Origin of the sequence: Streptomyces sp. NPDC048603 (assembly GCF_043199475.1) — a bacterium.
Lineage (GTDB): Bacteria > Actinomycetota > Actinomycetes > Streptomycetales > Streptomycetaceae > Streptomyces.
In genome coordinates, this window is record NZ_JBICVY010000007.1 from 430313 (window position 1) to 445375 (window position 15063).

Below are 15063 nucleotides of genomic sequence, written 5' to 3' on the forward strand. Positions count from 1 at the left end.
CGCCCCAGACTGGCCCTGACATGTCGGGCCGGCCGACACCACTTGTGTACGTACGCCGGCGCACGGACGCGACGGGGGCGGGGCAAGGTGCCGCAGCAGGTGATCGCCGGGCGATACGAACTCCTGGAGGAGCTCAACCACGGCGGCATGGGAGACGTCTGGCGCGGCTACGACGCCGTGCTGGACCGGCCCGTGGCAGTGAAGCTGATCCGGCAGCAGTCCGTCACCTCACCTCAGCTGGCCGAGGAATTCGCCAAGCGGTTCCGCCGCGAGGCGCGGATCACGGCCAGGATCCAGCACCCCGGCGTCCCTCAGGTGTACGACGCGGTCCTCGACGACGCGCAGGAGCACTTGTTCCTGGTCATGGAACTGGTCGAGGGCGTGCAGCTGTCCGCCTACGTGAACCCGGCCCGGCCACTGCCCGTGAGCTGGGCCGCGGCCGTCGCCGCACAGGTGGCCACCGTGCTCTCGCACGCCCACGAGGTGCCGGCCATCCACCGTGACCTCAAGCCAAGCAACATCCTGGTAGCCCGCGACGGGACGGTGAAGGTCCTCGATTTCGGCATCGCGGCGATCCTGCGCACCGACGCGACCAAGCTGACCGCGACCGGTACGCCCATCGGGACCTCCCAGTACATGGCTCCCGAGCAGGTCCGCGGTGGCCGCATCACCCCGCAGACCGACCTGTACGCGCTCGGGTGCGTCCTTCACGAACTGCTCAGCGGGCAGGTCGTGTTCCACTCGGACCACGAGCTCGCGCTCATGTACCAGCACGTCACCGCCGCCCCCACTCCGCTGCGGCAACTGCGCCCCGACGTGCCGACGGCGCTGGAAGAGCTCGTCCTGCACATGCTCCGCAAGGCCCCGGAGGCACGACCCGCAGACATCCAGGAGGTGTACGAGCGGCTGCGGCCCTTCCTGCCCGCAGCCGGCCAGGCAGCCTCACCCGACGAGGCCGGGCCAGCAGGGGCCCCGGACCCGACCGGGCTGTTCCGCAACCCGTACGCGCCGCGCGCCCGCCCCCAGGCCGCGGGAGGCGGAGGGGGCGCGCCCTCAGGAGAAGCCGCCCCGGGCGCCGTGCCCCTGCCCGTCCCCGCCGAACTCCGGGCCGAGATCAAGGAGGCGTACGCGCACGCCGACGCCCTCATCGAGGAGGAGCGGTTCGCGCAGGCAGCCGAAGTGCTGAGCGAGGTCATCGAACCCGCGGCCCGTGCGCTCGGTTCCGAGAGCCGACAGGTGCTGGAACTGCGCACCCAGCGGGCCGCGTTCCGGCTGCTCGGTGGTGACTACCGGGCCGCCCTGCCCGAGTTCGCCGTGCTCGCCGATGCGTACGGCCGCATCAACGGCCCCACCAGCGAGCAGGCCCGCGCGTGCCGCGCCCAGGCCGCCCGCTGCCGCGCCGAACTCGGCCAGGTCACGGAAGCCCTCACCGCACTCGAATCGGTCCTGGCCGTCGTCCGGGCTGTGGACAGCGACGTCAGCGAGGAAGCCATCGAACTGCGCCGGGACATCGGCATGCTGCTGCTCGCCCAGGGCCGCGCCCCCGACGCCCTGGTCCTCCTGGAACCCCTCCACGCCGACCTGAACGTCGTCTACGGCCCCGCAGACGAGCTGACGGCCGAAATCGCCGAGGCGCTGGCACTGATACGGCTGGATCTCGACGGCCAGGCCTCCTGAGCCGTCCTGTCGGTACGTCGGTCATGTTCAAGGCCGTGCCGCTGGGGCGGGCCCGGCCGCTGAGGAAGGAGAGATCATGAGCGGGAAGAAGCCTGGAGACGGCAGCGACTCCGTGGCCCTTCAGGTGCGTCAGGTGGAGCGGGCACTTCGGACTGTGTACTTGGAGGGGGGTCTCCTGCACGTCAGTGACCTGGAAGACAAGTCGCCTCAGGAGCGGGAGCCCCGACTGCTGTCGCGGGCGCTCACCGCCCAGGCCGTTCGGATGGTCACCGGCTTCAGCCCGCAGGAAGCGGCGGACACCGTCATAGACGGAATTGCGGACCAGGGCATCGACGCGATTGCAGTGGTGGACGGTCCCGACCCACACATCTACCTCGTCCAGGCTAAGTGGAGCCAGTACGGCAAGGCCAAGAGCGAGCGGGAGGCCGTTCTCGAACTGCTCGCCGGGCTGAGGCTCATCGACGACGAGGACTTTGCACCGTTCAACCCACGCGGCCGCCGACTGGCCGAGCAGGCCAAGGCGGTCATGTCGCGAGGGCCGGTGCCCGTCACCCAGGTCGTCGTCCTCATGCGCACGGATGAGGTGATCGAGGGATTCCGGCAGGCGCTGATCAACGGCGAGAAGGAATTCAACCGATTCGGTGACCTTCTCGACCACAAGATCATCCTCGCTCCCGATGTCTGGGCCTCGGTGCGGAAGGACCTGGTGCCGAAGCCCGTGGAGCTCGAGACCGTTCTCTTTCCCTGGTTCGGGGTCAGCACTCCCTATGAGTCCTATCAGGGTGTCGTTGCGGCGGAGATCGTCGCGGAGTGGGCTGAGCACGGCTCCCACCTCTTCAACCTCAACATCCGCAATCCGCTGGGCCGGACGTCGATCAACAACGACTTGATCGAGACTCTGGCCGAGGAACCCGCACATTTCCTCTATTTCAACAACGGAATCACTGTGTTGTGTGAATCGGTCGAAAAGGCGTATCAGTCGATGCGGATGCCTCACGCTTACCCGCTCACGCTGAAACTGCACAACGCCAGCGTCGTGAACGGTGCTCAGACCGTCAGATCCGTGGCCGATGCCGTCGCCGCCGATGAAGGCGCGGCCTCCGCGCAGGTGCCCGTGCGCATCATCGTCACAGGCAAGTCGGCCAATTTCGCCAAGCGGACCACGCAGGCGACCAACAGGCAGAACCGCGTGGAGCCACGCGACTTCATCGCGCTCGACCCCGTACAGGCCGCCATCCTGGAAGAAATGCGGGCGGAACTCGGGCTCGACTACAGCGTCCGCCGGGGTGAACTGGACCCGCCCGAGGATACGGGGTGTTCGGTTGTCGAGGCTGCGTGCGCCCTCGCCTGCGCCCATCCCGACAGCCAGTATGCCGCCCGAATGGCCACCACCCTGGATGTGCTGTGGGAGCGCGGCAGCCAGGGCATTTATGACGTGCTCTTCCGGCCGCAGCCTGGGGTGTACCTCCTGTGGAACGGGGTGCAGATCCTGCGCGCCGTCCGTCGAGAGCTTCACACCCTGCGCTCGCGCTACGAAGGCCGTGGCGCCGCGCTCGTCGAACATGGCCCCTATCTGCTCGCACACCTCGTGTTCCGGAGCCTGGACACCGAGGCGATCGACGAGCCGGACCCCAAGCTCGAATGGTCCGCTGCTGCCGTGGCGCGGGTTCCTGACCTGATACAGGAACTGCTCCCCAGGCTCGCTGCGACAATTGACGGACTCTATGGTGACCGGTCACCGATCCGGGCAGTGTGCGCGGATGTCGTTCGCAGCCGTGAGATCGCCGACCAGGTAATCGACGGCGGCACAGCGGCACAGGACCCGGCGGAGTGGGAGAAGTACCGCCGCATTCCCGCACAGCGCAAGCCTCGCCTCCGGAACGCCGTACACGTTCTCATCGACCAGGATGTGCTTGAAGAAGGTGACCCCCTCACCCTGACCACCGCCTACCCCATGGAGGCGGAGGCCCTTGCGGGCTGGCTGGCCGAGGATGAGCGGCGCTCCCGCGCCACCTGGGTCAAGCACCGGTCCCGGCCAGTGCTGTGGGCGGCCGACGGCAAGCAGTACTCGCCGTCCGGACTGATCACCCATATGTGGGAGCTCGCCGAATGGGAGCAGCGACCCGTGGCGAACCAGGGCACCGCTCGATGGCTCACCTCCACCGGCGAGACTCTTGCCGACCTGGCCCGGAGAGTCCTCAGCGGTCTCGAAGAACCCCTGCCGAGTGGCGAAGGCGACTGACGACAGCCGGGGGCGCCGGCAGGGCTGCCGGCGCCCCGCCGCACGTGATGAGGAGATCCACCCATGCCCCGCCTCGCCTTCGACATCGCCTTCTGTTCCCAGCTCCCCAAACTCCAGGGCACGGTCCGCAAGGGGGTTTTCGATGCCTGGGAGAAGTTCGAACGGCTCACCCTGGACCAGCTGTTCAAGGACCCCGGCCTGAAGCTGGAGTCGCTCAAGAACGCCCGCGATCCGCACATCCGGACGATCCGGATCGACCGCGGCACCCGAGGGGTAGTGCTGGCACCCGACAGCGGGGACACGTACGTCCTGCTGCGGGTGCTGCCGCACGACGAGGCCAATGCATGGGCCGTCAAGCAGAAGGCGAGCATCAACACGGTCACCCGCGCCGTCGAGATCCGTGACATCGCGGTACTGGAGGAGCTCACGCCCGCATACGAGCGGACCGCGCCCGCCCCTGAGCAACGGCTATTCGCCAAGTTCTCGGACGGAGACCTCGCGGCCCTCGGCATCGACGGCACGACCCTGCGCCAGGCCCGGGTCCTGACCAGCCCGGACCAGCTGGAGGCATTCGCGCCGTTCTTCCCCCAGGACCAGCGGGAGGTACTGGAATACCTCGCTGCCGGATTCACCGTGGAGGACGTATGGCGCGAGGTCGTCGCCGTCAGCCTGGCCGCCGCCGACAGCACGGAGCCCGTGAACCCCGCCGACTACGAAACCGCCATCCGGCACACTCGTACCCGCATCGCCCTGGTCACCGGATCGGACGAACTCCGCGAGATCCTCGACAAGCCCTTTGCCGCCTGGCGGGTCTTCCTGCACCCCTCCCAGCACAAGGTGGCCTACCGGCCCTCCTACTCCGGCCCGGCCCAGGTCACCGGAGGCCCGGGCACGGGCAAGACGGTCGTCGCCCTGCACCGCGTACGCCACCTCCTCGGCCACCTCCGTGACGGCGACCGGATCCTCCTCACCACCTACACCAATGCCCTGGTAGCCGCCCTGCGCGCGGGCCTCGCCGAACTCGTCGACGACGAGACCCTCAGGGACCGGGTGGACATCATGACCGTCGACGCATTCGCCGGACGGGTGCTGTCCACATCTCGTCGGCCCCTGCGCGCCGACGAGGAGGCGGCCCGCTGGCAGCAGGCCGCACGGGCAGCCGGCTTCACCGGGAGCCCGCAATTCCTCGCCCAGGAGTACAAGCACGTCGTCCTCGCCCAGAACCTGCGCACCTACGACGAGTACGAAGCCGCCGAACGCAGAGGGCGAGGCAGCGCCTTGCCCGCGGCGGCCCGTCCGCCGGTGTGGGGTGCCATCGAAGAGTTTCTTGCCGGGCTGGCCTCCGACGGTCGGCGGACCTACCTCGGCACCTGCGCGGAAGCCGCGGACCTGATGGAAAGGACCGGGCCGCGCTACCGGCACGTCGTCGTCGACGAGGCCCAGGACCTGCACCCCGCTCAGTGGCGTCTTCTGCGCGCCGCTGCCCCGAGGCGCCCGGACGACCTGTTCATCGCGGGAGACCCGCACCAGCGGATCTACGACGCCAAGGTGTCCCTCAAAGCCGTTGGGATCAAGGTCGCTGGCCGGTCTACCAAGATGCGGAAGAACTACCGGTCCACCCACGAGATCCTCAGCTGGTCCACCGGCCTGCTCGTGGGCCGCCCCTTCTCGGAGCTGGAGGACGACGCCCGCCACGAGACGCTGCTCGGATATCGCTCGGCACTCCATGGCAACGCCCCACAGACACACGCGGCGCCTTCTCCGGAAGCGGAGCTCGAGTCCTTGGTCGCGCGGATACGCGACTGGCTCGACAGCGGGATCGCGGCTGAGGAGATCGGGGTGAGCGGCCGCTTCAACCACACCTGCGACCAGGCGGCCGTGGCACTTCGGGCAGCAGGTATCCCGGCCGGCCGACTGCGTGGTGACACGCCGGCTGTCCCTGGTGTCGTCACCGTCGGAACCATGCACTCCTTCAAGGGGCTGGAGTACCGGTGCGTCGCGGTGATCGGCGCGAACGCCGCCGCCCTGCCCTTCCCCAAGGCCGTCACCCCGCCCGAGGTGGACCGCCTACAGCACGAGGCGGACCTGCTCGCCGAACGCTGCCTCCTCTTCGTGGCCTGCACCCGGGCCAGGGACCGTCTGTACGTCTCCTGGTCCGGAGACCCGAGCCCGTTCCTGGTCTAGGGGTCGACTCAGCTGGCCGGTCCCGCATTCCGGCGCCATTCCTCGAACACCAGCCAGAATTCACGGGGCCAGGAGAGAGTGAGAGGATCGAAGGCATAGGCCATGGCCGTTGCCTCCTTCCACAGGGTTTCGGCTTGCTCGGCCTCGTCCGCGAGACGGCGCGCGCTCGCCAGATGAGCCAGGGCCGCTGCGTAGTCCCGTTCCTCCGCTGCGCTCGCGAGATCCGGCCAGAGTTCCCATACCAGGTGTTCCCGGAGTCGACGCAAATGGTCTGCGGTCTCCTGGCAGAGCCACTCGCGGACGATCTGGTTCACGTTCGCCACCTGGAGGCCGAGCTCCTCCAGCCGGTCCTCGTCCCAGCCGTACTGCTCGACGAGGCCTTTCCACACCACCCAGGACCGCTCGGCCTGCCGGCGAGCCGAGTCATCGAGATCCTGTTGGGTCAGCCTGGGGAAATCGTCGCCGTTCGGTGCCCCGGGACCGGGTGAATCCTCGGGGAGAAGCGTTCCGTCACCGTGTCGGATCCGCGTGAGCAGGTCGAGGGCACGGATAGCGGACTCAACGCCACCATCCCGGGCGACGCCGCACATCACAGCGACGTCCTCTTCAACACCGTGCCAGTCCGATTCCGCGAGATGGTCGTCGAGACCATCGGCGAGCCACTCGGCGGAGCCGCGTTCCCGTAGATCAGCCAGGATCAGCTCGATCTCGGAGTCCAGCCGCTCAAGCACAGCGCCGGGCGCCTCCAGCTCCCGTCGGGCAGCCGCTTCACGCTCTGCCCGTTCGGTTGCCTCTCGATGGTCGTCACGGGCCGCGCGGGCTGAGGGAAGACGGGTCTGCAGTGCACGCATCTCCTGGGCCCTGGCCGGATTCACCTCATCCAGTCGGCCGAGTGCCTGCATGCGGTGCCCTGGCTGGACCAGCGGGTCGGACGCGAGTCGGCACAACAGGTCCTGCGCCTCCGAGGGTGCCCGCAGGGAGACGGCAAGAGCGAGAGAGAGGCGGTCCGTGCTCCGGGCACGCGGATGTGCCACCAGAACTCCGAGTGCCTCGGGGACGAAGCTTCCTGGCCAGTCGTGTTCGGCGAGGGCCAGTCCGACGCGCATGCGGGTAGCGACCGGGGCGGTCTCGTCCTCCGAGAAACGGGTGGCTGTCCACAGGGCCCAGCCTGAACGCACCGCATCCGCCAGCCAATCCCAGCCGTTCCTGGGCAGCAGATGGCGTGCTTCGGCGTAGCCGGCTTCTTGAGCTTGGGTCACGAGTGCGTCGGCTGCCCGATGGCGCAGTCCGGATGGCAGTCCCTTGGTGCCTGCCACATAACAGATTCCGACGAGGGATTCCGAAGCGGTGTAGGGAGGACGGTCCACGTGGACGCCTGCGATCCGCGCGATTCGCCGGATGCCTTCGGCCCAGAGGCCGGGAGTGCCGATCATGAATGCCGCGGCGGCGAGCGCCGGCCCTCCTCGGAGGGCACAAGCACGGACGCCACCGATCCGTCGACTGTCGCCCCGGGCTTCATCCCCGAAGTGCACCAGCCACTCTCTTACCCGGTCGTCGGGCTCTCTGAGCCGGGCTGGCACGTCGCAGGCGGGCAGTAACTCGGGGCGCTCCATCACGTCCACGTCCAAATCCCTTTGATCGACAAGATGGCGTCTACATACGCAAAGACCCCGTCCTCAGCTTTGGCGCTGATGGCGGGGTCTTTGGGCACTTCCTGCGAAGTGCCCCCGGCAGGATTCGAACCTGCGCACACGGCTCCGGAGGCCGTTGCTCTATCCCCTGAGCTACGGGGGCGTGTCGTTCGCTTGCTTGCGGCGACGGGAAGAACACTACCAGCTCCGGCGGGGTGATCCGGAACGGGTTTCCGGCAGGAGAGGGGGCCGGGTCGCTCGGACGGGGTGGAAGTGGGCAAAACCCGGACGCGGGGGCGGGCGGCGACCTACTCTCGAGTTGTGCCAGGAGCCTCGGGTCGGGTTCTTGTTGTCGACGACAACAAGGTCATCCGGCAGCTGATCAAGGTCAATCTCGAGCTGGAGGGCTTCGAGGTCGTGACCGCGGCCGATGGTGCCGAGTGTCTGGACGTGGTGCACGAGGTGCGTCCGGACGTGGTGACGCTTGATGTGGTCATGCCCCGGCTGGACGGGTTCGGTACCGCCGCGCGGTTGCGGGCCGATCCGCGGACGCGGGACCTGCCCGTCGCCATCGTGAGCGCCTGCACGCAGCACGAGGTGGAGGTCGGGGTGGAGGCCGGGGTGGACGCCTTCCTCGCCAAGCCCTTCGAGCCGGCGGAGCTGGTGCGGGTCGTACGGCGGCTCGTGGACCGGAAGGGTGTCCGGCTCGGCCGGTAGCCCCGCGGGCTCCGCACGCCGATTGCCTCGATTTCACATGGCGAAACCCTTCGCGGCCGGTGGGGGCTTCTCGCCTAGGCTGGTGCCGTGAACCCCGCTGATCTCTCCCGTTCCGTCGTACGCGCCCTGCGCTGCGCCGTCGAGGACGGGGAGCTGGCGGTCGAGGTCCCCGAGCGGGTCGTCGTGGAGCGGACCCGGCCCGGTGGGGTGGGGGAGTACGCCACCGCCGTCGCCTTCCGGGTCGCCAAGGGGGCTGGGATCAAGCCCGCCGACGTGGCCGGGGTGCTCGCGCGGCGGCTGGCCGCCGAGGCCGGTATCCGGGACGTGGAGATCACCGGCGCGGGTTTCCTGAACTTCACGTTGCAGGGGAGCGGCAGTGCCGCTCTCGTGGCCCGGGTGCTCGCCTCCGACCTGCTGCCCTACGGGTTCGCCGAGAACGCCTATCGGCCCGATGTGCCCGCCGACCAGCCACGCGAGCCCCGCCGGCGTGCCGTCACCGGGGCCGTCCTGCGGATCGCCGCAAGTCAGGGCATCGCCGCCAGCCAGGGCGTCACCGGCGACGGAGCGCGGCCCGGGGCCGGCGTGCCCGTCACACCCGTCGCACCCGTCGCCCGGAGGGACGGCGACGTCGAGGGTCGGTACGGGGCGGACGCCGCGCGGTGGGCCATGCTCGCCGTCGGGCCCGCCGAGACCCCCGTGTTCACGGACCGGCTGCTCGTGCAGGACGAGAGCAGTGAGCTGTTCCGGGTGCGGTACGCGCACTCGCGCGCCCTGGCCCTGACCCGCAACGCCGCCCGGCTGGGGTACGCCGCCGACGTCGGCCCCGTCGACGCCCCCGCCCTCCTCGCAGCCCTCGCCGACTACCCCATCGCCCTCGAGGCCGCCGCCCACCACCGGGAGCCGGACCGGCTCCTCCGGCAGCTCGTCGTGGTCGCCGACGCCCTGCTCGACTTCCACTACACGGTGCTGCCCGTCGGGGACGAGAAACCCGGGGCCGCCCACCGCGCCCGGCTGGCCCTTGCCGAAGCCGCCGGGACGGTGCTGGCCGGCGGCCTGGCCCTGCTCGGCATCGACGCCCCCGAGCTGATCTAGAGACCAGAGAGTTGTTGGAGAACCAGAGATGAGCCGTTCAGCGCACCCCGCCGGGCCCCGCCACGCCGCAGACCTGCCCGAGGGGCACTACTCCCCGCCGCCGGCCGATCTCAACGTGCTGGACGAGAAGGTCTGGTCCCGTACCGTCACCCGCGCCGACGACGGCGTCGTCAGCGTCGGCGGCATCGAAGTCACCCGGCTGGCCGAGGAATTCGGCACGCCCGCCTATTTCCTCGACGAGGAGGACTTCCGGCAGCGGTGCCGGGCGTGGGCGCACGCGTTCGGGAAGGACGCGGACGTGTTCTACGCCGGAAAGGCATTCCTCTCCAAGGCCATCGTGCGGTGGCTCAAGGAGGAGGGGCTGAACCTCGACGTGTGCAGCGAAGGGGAGCTCGCGACCGCCCTCGCCGCCGGGATGCCCGCCGAGCGCATCGCCTTCCACGGGAACAACAAGTCCGTCCGCGAGATCCGCCGGGCCGTCGAGGCCGGCGTCGGCCGGATCGTCCTCGACAGCTACCAGGAGATCGTCCGGGTCGCGCACGTCGCCGCCGACCTCGGGGTCCGCCAGCGCGTGCAGATCCGGGTCACCGTCGGCGTCGAGGCGCACACGCACGAGTTCATCGCCACCGCGCACGAGGACCAGAAGTTCGGCATCGCCGTCGCCGACGGGTCGGCCGCCGAGGCCGTGCGCCGGGCGCTGGGACACGACAGCCTGGAGCTGATCGGCGTCCACTCGCACATCGGCTCGCAGATCTTCGACATGGCGGGCTTCGAGGTGTCCGCCAAGCGCGTCGTGCGCCTGCTGGCCGCCGTACGCGACGAGCACGGCATCGAGCTGCCCGAGATCGACCTCGGCGGCGGCCTGGGCATCGCGTACACCTCCGAGGACGACCCGCGCGAGCCCCACGAGATCGCCAAGGCGCTCAAGGAGATCGTCGCCCGCGAGTGCGAGAGCGCCGGGCTGAGCGTGCCCCGCATCTCCGTCGAGCCGGGCCGGGCCATCGTCGGTCCGACCGCGTTCACCCTGTACGAGGTGGGGACGATCAAGCCGCTCGAAGGGCTCCGTACGTACGTCAGCGTCGACGGCGGCATGTCGGACAACATCCGCACCGCGCTCTACGACGCCGAGTACAGCGTGGCGCTGGTCTCCCGCCGCTCCGGGGGCGAGCCGATGCTCTCCCGGGTCGTCGGCAAGCACTGCGAGAGCGGTGACATCGTGGTCAAGGACGCCTTCCTGCCCTCCGACATCGCGCCCGGCGACCTGATCGCCGTGCCGGCCACCGGGGCGTACTGCCGGTCGATGGCGAGCAACTACAACCACGCGCTCCGCCCGCCCGTCGTCGCCGTCCGGAACGGCGAGGCGCGGGTGATCGTCAGGCGCGAGACGGAGGAAGATCTCCTGCGTCTCGACCTCGGATGACACGCGTTTTTCCCGGGAGACGCCCCGACCCCCCAAAATGGACGTCTCATAACGTCTCACTCAATGGACCGAGGATGGATTCCGCTGTCCATTGAGTGAGACTGGTTCCACCTCGGTACGCAATTCCGCGGACCGGGGCCGATCGAAGTGATCAAAGATCGAAAGGCGTAGGTCAAATGATGCGTACGCGTCCGCTGAAGGTGGCGCTGCTGGGCTGTGGAGTGGTCGGCTCAGAGGTGGCGCGCATCATGACGACGCACGCCGACGATCTGGCGGCCCGGATCGGCGCGCCCGTCGAACTCGCCGGCGTGGCCGTGCGCCGTCCCTCCAGGGTGCGCGAGGGCATCGACCCGGCCCTGGTCACCACCGATGCCACCGCCCTGCTCAAACGGGGCGACATCGACGTCGCCATCGAGGTCATCGGCGGCATCGAGCCGGCCCGCGGCCTGATCACCACCGCCTTCGAGCACGGCATCGCCGTGGTCTCGGCCAACAAGGCGCTGCTCGCCCAGGACGGGGCCGCGCTGCACGCCGCCGCCGAGCAGGCCGGGCTGGACCTCTACTACGAGGCCGCCGTGGCCGGCGCCATCCCGCTGATCCGCCCTCTGCGCGAGTCGCTGGCCGGCGACAAGATCAACCGGGTGATGGGCATCGTCAACGGCACGACCAACTTCATCCTCGACAAGATGGACTCCACCGGCGCCGGCTACCAGGAGGCGCTGGACGAGGCCACCGCCCTCGGTTACGCGGAGGCCGACCCGACCGCCGACGTCGAGGGCTACGACGCCGCCGCGAAGGCCGCGATCCTGGCCGGCATCGCCTTCCACACCCGGGTCCGGCTCGACGACGTCCACCGCGAGGGCATGACCGAGGTCAGTGCCGCCGACTTCGCCTCCGCCAAGCGGATGGGCTGCACCATCAAGCTGCTGGCGATCTGCGAGCGGGCCGCCGACGGCGAATCCGTCACGGCTCGAGTCCACCCCGCGATGATCCCGCTCAGCCACCCGCTGGCGTCCGTGCGCGAGGCGTACAACGCCGTCTTCGTCGAGGCGGAGGCCGCCGGGCGGCTCATGTTCTACGGCCCGGGCGCGGGCGGCTCGCCGACCGCCTCCGCGGTCCTCGGCGACCTGGTCGCCGTCTGCCGGAACAAGCTCGCCGAGGCAACGGGGCCGGGCGAGTCGGCGTACACCCAGCTGCCGGTCAGCCCGATGGGAGAGGTCGTGACGCGGTACCACATCAGCCTCGATGTGGCCGACAAGCCGGGCGTGCTCGCCCAGGTCGCGACGGTCTTCGCCGAGCACGGCGTGTCCATCGACACCGTCCGGCAGCAGGGCAAGGACGGTGAGGCCTCCCTCGTCGTCGTCACCCACCGGGCGCCCGACGCCGCCCTTTCCGGGACCGTCGAGGCGCTGCGGAAGCTCGACACCGTCCGCGGTGTCGCCAGCATCATGCGCGTTGAAGGGGAGTAAAGGACCCATGAGCACCAAGCACACCCACCAGTGGCGGGGCATCATCGAGGAGTACCGGGACCGTCTGCCGGTCACGGACACGACCCCGGTGGTGACGCTCCGCGAGGGTGGTACTCCGCTCGTTCCCGCGCAGGTGCTGTCGGAGCGCACGGGCTGCCAGGTCCACCTGAAGGTCGAGGGTGCCAACCCGACCGGCTCCTTCAAGGACCGCGGCATGACCATGGCCATCACCAAGGCCAAGGAGGACGGCGCCAAGGCCGTCATCTGCGCCTCCACCGGCAACACCTCCGCCTCCGCGGCCGCGTACGCGGTGCGCGCCGGGATGGTCTCCGCGGTGCTGGTTCCGCAGGGCAAGATCGCGCTCGGCAAGATGGGCCAGGCCCTGGTCCACGGCGCCAAGATCCTGCAGGTGGACGGCAATTTCGACGACTGCCTCACGCTCGCCCGCCAGCTGTCCGACAACTACCCGGTGGCGCTGGTCAATTCGGTCAACCCGGTGCGCATCGAGGGCCAGAAGACGGCCGCGTTCGAGATCGTGGACGCGCTCGGCGACGCCCCCGACGTCCACGTGCTGCCGGTGGGCAACGCGGGCAACATCACCGCGTACTGGAAGGGGTTCAAGGAGTACAAGGCCGACGGCCTGGCCTCCCGTACCCCCCGCGTGTGGGGTTTCCAGGCCTCGGGTTCCGCGCCGATCGTGCGCGGCGAGCCGGTCAAGGAGCCGCACACCATCGCCACCGCGATCCGGATCGGCAACCCGGCCTCCTGGGACTACGCGCTCCAGGCCCGGGACGAGTCGGGCGGCTTCATCGACGAGGTGACGGACCGCCAGATCCTGGCCGCCTACCGGCTGTTGGCCTCCCAGGAGGGCGTCTTCGTGGAGCCCGCCTCGGCTGCTTCGGTCGCCGGTCTGCTCAAGGCCGCCGAGCAGGGTCTGGTCGACCCGGGGCAGACGATCGTGTGCACCGTCACCGGCAACGGCCTGAAGGACCCCGACTGGGCGATCGCCGGCGCTCCGCAGCCGGTCACCGTTCCGGTGGACGCCGAGGCCGCCGCCGTACGCCTCGGCCTGGTCTGACCGCATCGGATCCCCTTTGGATCCGCCTCGGATCCGCCTCGGAACGGCCCGAAGCGGCCTGAGGCGGGCCGAGGCGGGCAGAACCGGTCCGACCTGATCGCGCCCGCCGCCGTACGCCGGGTTCCGGAGCACTCCGGAGCCCGGCGGAACGAGGCAAGAAAACCCGGCAATGCGGGGTGAAAGCCGCAGAATCCGGGCCTGTGTGCGCGACACGCATCGTGCGCCTCCTGTGCGCCCTATGTCGCGACAGAACCTTCCTTCGATACGCTGTACTTACATCCGCCACCGTGCACGTGCCCCGTCACGTGACAAGGCGTTGCCCCTCGGGAGTTTCAGGGGCCTCCGGGTGTCGTACGTTCTCCAGTACATTCACAGCGGAAGATCCCCAGCGGATCCCGGGCAGATCCCGTGCTCGGGTCTCGCGCAGTCACCACAGTCACAAGGAGTTCATCGAGCGATGGCCGGTCCAGCGTTCCGCGCCGCCGCCGTACGGGTGCGCGTCCCCGCCAGCAGTGCCAACCTCGGCCCCGGGTTCGACGCCCTCGGCCTGGCCCTGGGGCTCTACGACGACGTGGTCGTGCGGGTGGCCGACTCCGGCCTCGACATCGACATCGCGGGCGAGGGCGCCGAGACGCTGCCCCGCGACGAGAGCCACCTCCTCGTGCGTTCCATGCGCACCGCCTTCGACCTGCTCGGCGGGCAGCCGCGCGGCCTGGAGGTGCGCTGCGCCAACCGCATCCCGCACGGCCGCGGCCTGGGGTCCTCCTCCGCGGCCATCTGCGCCGGCATCGTCGCCGCCCGCGCGGTGACCATAGGCGGCGAGGCCCGGCTCGACGACGCGGCCCTGCTGGAGCTCGCCACCGAGATCGAGGGTCACCCCGACAACGTCGCCGCCTGTCTGCTCGGCGGCTTCACCCTGGCCTGGATGGACGGCGGCAGCGCCAAGGCCATCAGGATGGACCCCGCCGATTCCATCGTTCCGGTGGTCTTCGTGCCGTCGAAGCCGGTCCTGACGGAGACCGCGCGCGGCCTGCTGCCGCGCACCGTGCCGCACGTGGACGCGGCCGTCAACGCGGGCCGTGCAGCCCTGCTCGTCGAAGCCCTGACCAGGCGTCCCGAGCTGCTGCTGCCCGCGACCGAGGACCGGCTGCACCAGGACTACCGGTCTCCTGCGATGCCCGAGAGCGTCGCACTGGTGAACCGGCTGCGGGCGGACGGTGTGCCCGCGGTCATCTCCGGCGCGGGCCCCACGGTCCTCGCGCTGGTCGACAACGGCGCGGCCGACAAGGTCGCGCAGCTCGCGGGCGAGGGATGGGCGGCCAACCGGCTCGCCCTCGACGCCGCGGGCGCGAGCGTCCTTCCCCTGGGTACCCAGGGCGGGCAGTAACAGCCCGCCGGGGCGGGCGGCCGGGCAGGCCGCCCGCACACCCGGGCGATGAGGCGCGATTGCCGGTGAGCGAGAGGGGGAATGTCTGTTGGATCCGGTAGTGTTACTCTCAAGTGCGCATCCGAAGCCGCCAGGGCTCGGTGCTCAGTGTCCCCATCAGGGACCA

General features: G+C 69.8%; 10 protein-coding genes and 1 tRNA gene. 9 read left to right on the forward strand and 2 right to left on the reverse strand.

The features are described from left to right. Positions 1 to 87 precede the first annotated feature (87 nt). The 3 genes from ACGFQ9_RS19945 (at position 88) to ACGFQ9_RS19955 (ending at position 6103) form a co-directional block, all read left to right on the forward strand. Positions 88 to 1677 carry a protein kinase gene (locus tag ACGFQ9_RS19945; protein WP_393575232.1) on the forward strand — a complete coding sequence of 530 codons (1590 nt, stop codon included), beginning with the start codon at positions 88 to 90 and terminating at the stop codon, positions 1675 to 1677. Positions 1678 to 1753: 76 nt separating this feature from the next. Next, a complete protein-coding gene (locus ACGFQ9_RS19950) occupies positions 1754 to 3919 on the forward strand; it encodes an AIPR family protein (RefSeq protein ID WP_393575233.1) in 2166 nt (721 codons plus the stop codon). A gap of 63 nt (positions 3920 to 3982) precedes the next feature. Continuing rightward, entirely contained in the window at positions 3983 to 6103 is a 2121-nt protein-coding gene (locus ACGFQ9_RS19955) for a UvrD-helicase domain-containing protein (RefSeq protein ID WP_393575235.1), read from the forward strand. Positions 6104 to 6111: 8 nt separating this feature from the next. Here ACGFQ9_RS19955 and ACGFQ9_RS19960 read toward each other — a convergent pair whose 3' ends face one another. Together ACGFQ9_RS19960 and ACGFQ9_RS19965 are read right to left on the reverse strand one after the other, a co-directional pair. After that, a complete protein-coding gene (locus ACGFQ9_RS19960; protein ID WP_393575236.1) occupies positions 6112 to 7725 on the reverse strand; it encodes a hypothetical protein in 1614 nt (537 codons plus the stop codon). A 100-nt stretch (positions 7726 to 7825) separates the two neighbouring features. Further along, a tRNA-Arg gene (locus tag ACGFQ9_RS19965) sits at positions 7826 to 7897 on the reverse strand. Positions 7898 to 8001: 104 nt separating this feature from the next. Here ACGFQ9_RS19965 and ACGFQ9_RS19970 point away from each other — a divergent pair. From ACGFQ9_RS19970 to thrB, 6 genes are all read left to right on the forward strand, one after another. Beyond that, on the forward strand, positions 8002 to 8451 hold the full coding sequence (locus ACGFQ9_RS19970) for a PleD family two-component system response regulator (protein ID WP_393575237.1): 450 nt from the start codon (positions 8002 to 8004) through the stop codon (positions 8449 to 8451). Between the two features lie 87 nt (positions 8452 to 8538). After that, complete coding sequence (gene nrtL / locus ACGFQ9_RS19975) at positions 8539 to 9543, forward strand: ArgS-related anticodon-binding protein NrtL (protein ID WP_393575239.1); 1005 nt, start codon at positions 8539 to 8541, stop codon at positions 9541 to 9543. 28 nt (positions 9544 to 9571) lie between these two features. Continuing rightward, the gene (gene lysA, locus ACGFQ9_RS19980) at positions 9572 to 10963 is read left to right on the forward strand and encodes a diaminopimelate decarboxylase (protein ID WP_393575240.1); all 1392 of its coding nucleotides are present in this window, start codon (positions 9572 to 9574) and stop codon (positions 10961 to 10963) included. A gap of 179 nt (positions 10964 to 11142) precedes the next feature. Beyond that, complete coding sequence (locus tag ACGFQ9_RS19985; RefSeq protein WP_393575387.1) at positions 11143 to 12432, forward strand: homoserine dehydrogenase; 1290 nt, start codon at positions 11143 to 11145, stop codon at positions 12430 to 12432. A gap of 7 nt (positions 12433 to 12439) precedes the next feature. Continuing rightward, entirely contained in the window at positions 12440 to 13510 is a 1071-nt protein-coding gene (gene thrC, locus ACGFQ9_RS19990) for a threonine synthase (RefSeq protein WP_393575242.1), read from the forward strand. Positions 13511 to 13967: 457 nt separating this feature from the next. Continuing rightward, positions 13968 to 14897, forward strand: coding sequence for a homoserine kinase (gene thrB / locus ACGFQ9_RS19995; RefSeq protein WP_393575243.1), 930 nt, complete (start codon positions 13968 to 13970; stop codon positions 14895 to 14897). The last annotated feature ends 166 nt before the right edge of the window (positions 14898 to 15063 follow it).

Coding starts and splice junctions, on each gene's coding strand:
- ACGFQ9_RS19985 (WP_393575387.1), top strand. CDS start 11,143: ATGCGTACGCGTCCGCTGAAGGTGGCGCTGCTGGGCTGTGGAGTGGTC.
- ACGFQ9_RS19950 (WP_393575233.1), top strand. CDS start 1,754: ATGAGCGGGAAGAAGCCTGGAGACGGCAGCGACTCCGTGGCCCTTCAG.
- ACGFQ9_RS19955 (WP_393575235.1), top strand. CDS start 3,983: ATGCCCCGCCTCGCCTTCGACATCGCCTTCTGTTCCCAGCTCCCCAAA.
- lysA (WP_393575240.1), top strand. CDS start 9,572: ATGAGCCGTTCAGCGCACCCCGCCGGGCCCCGCCACGCCGCAGACCTG.
- thrC (WP_393575242.1), top strand. CDS start 12,440: ATGAGCACCAAGCACACCCACCAGTGGCGGGGCATCATCGAGGAGTAC.
- thrB (WP_393575243.1), top strand. CDS start 13,968: ATGGCCGGTCCAGCGTTCCGCGCCGCCGCCGTACGGGTGCGCGTCCCC.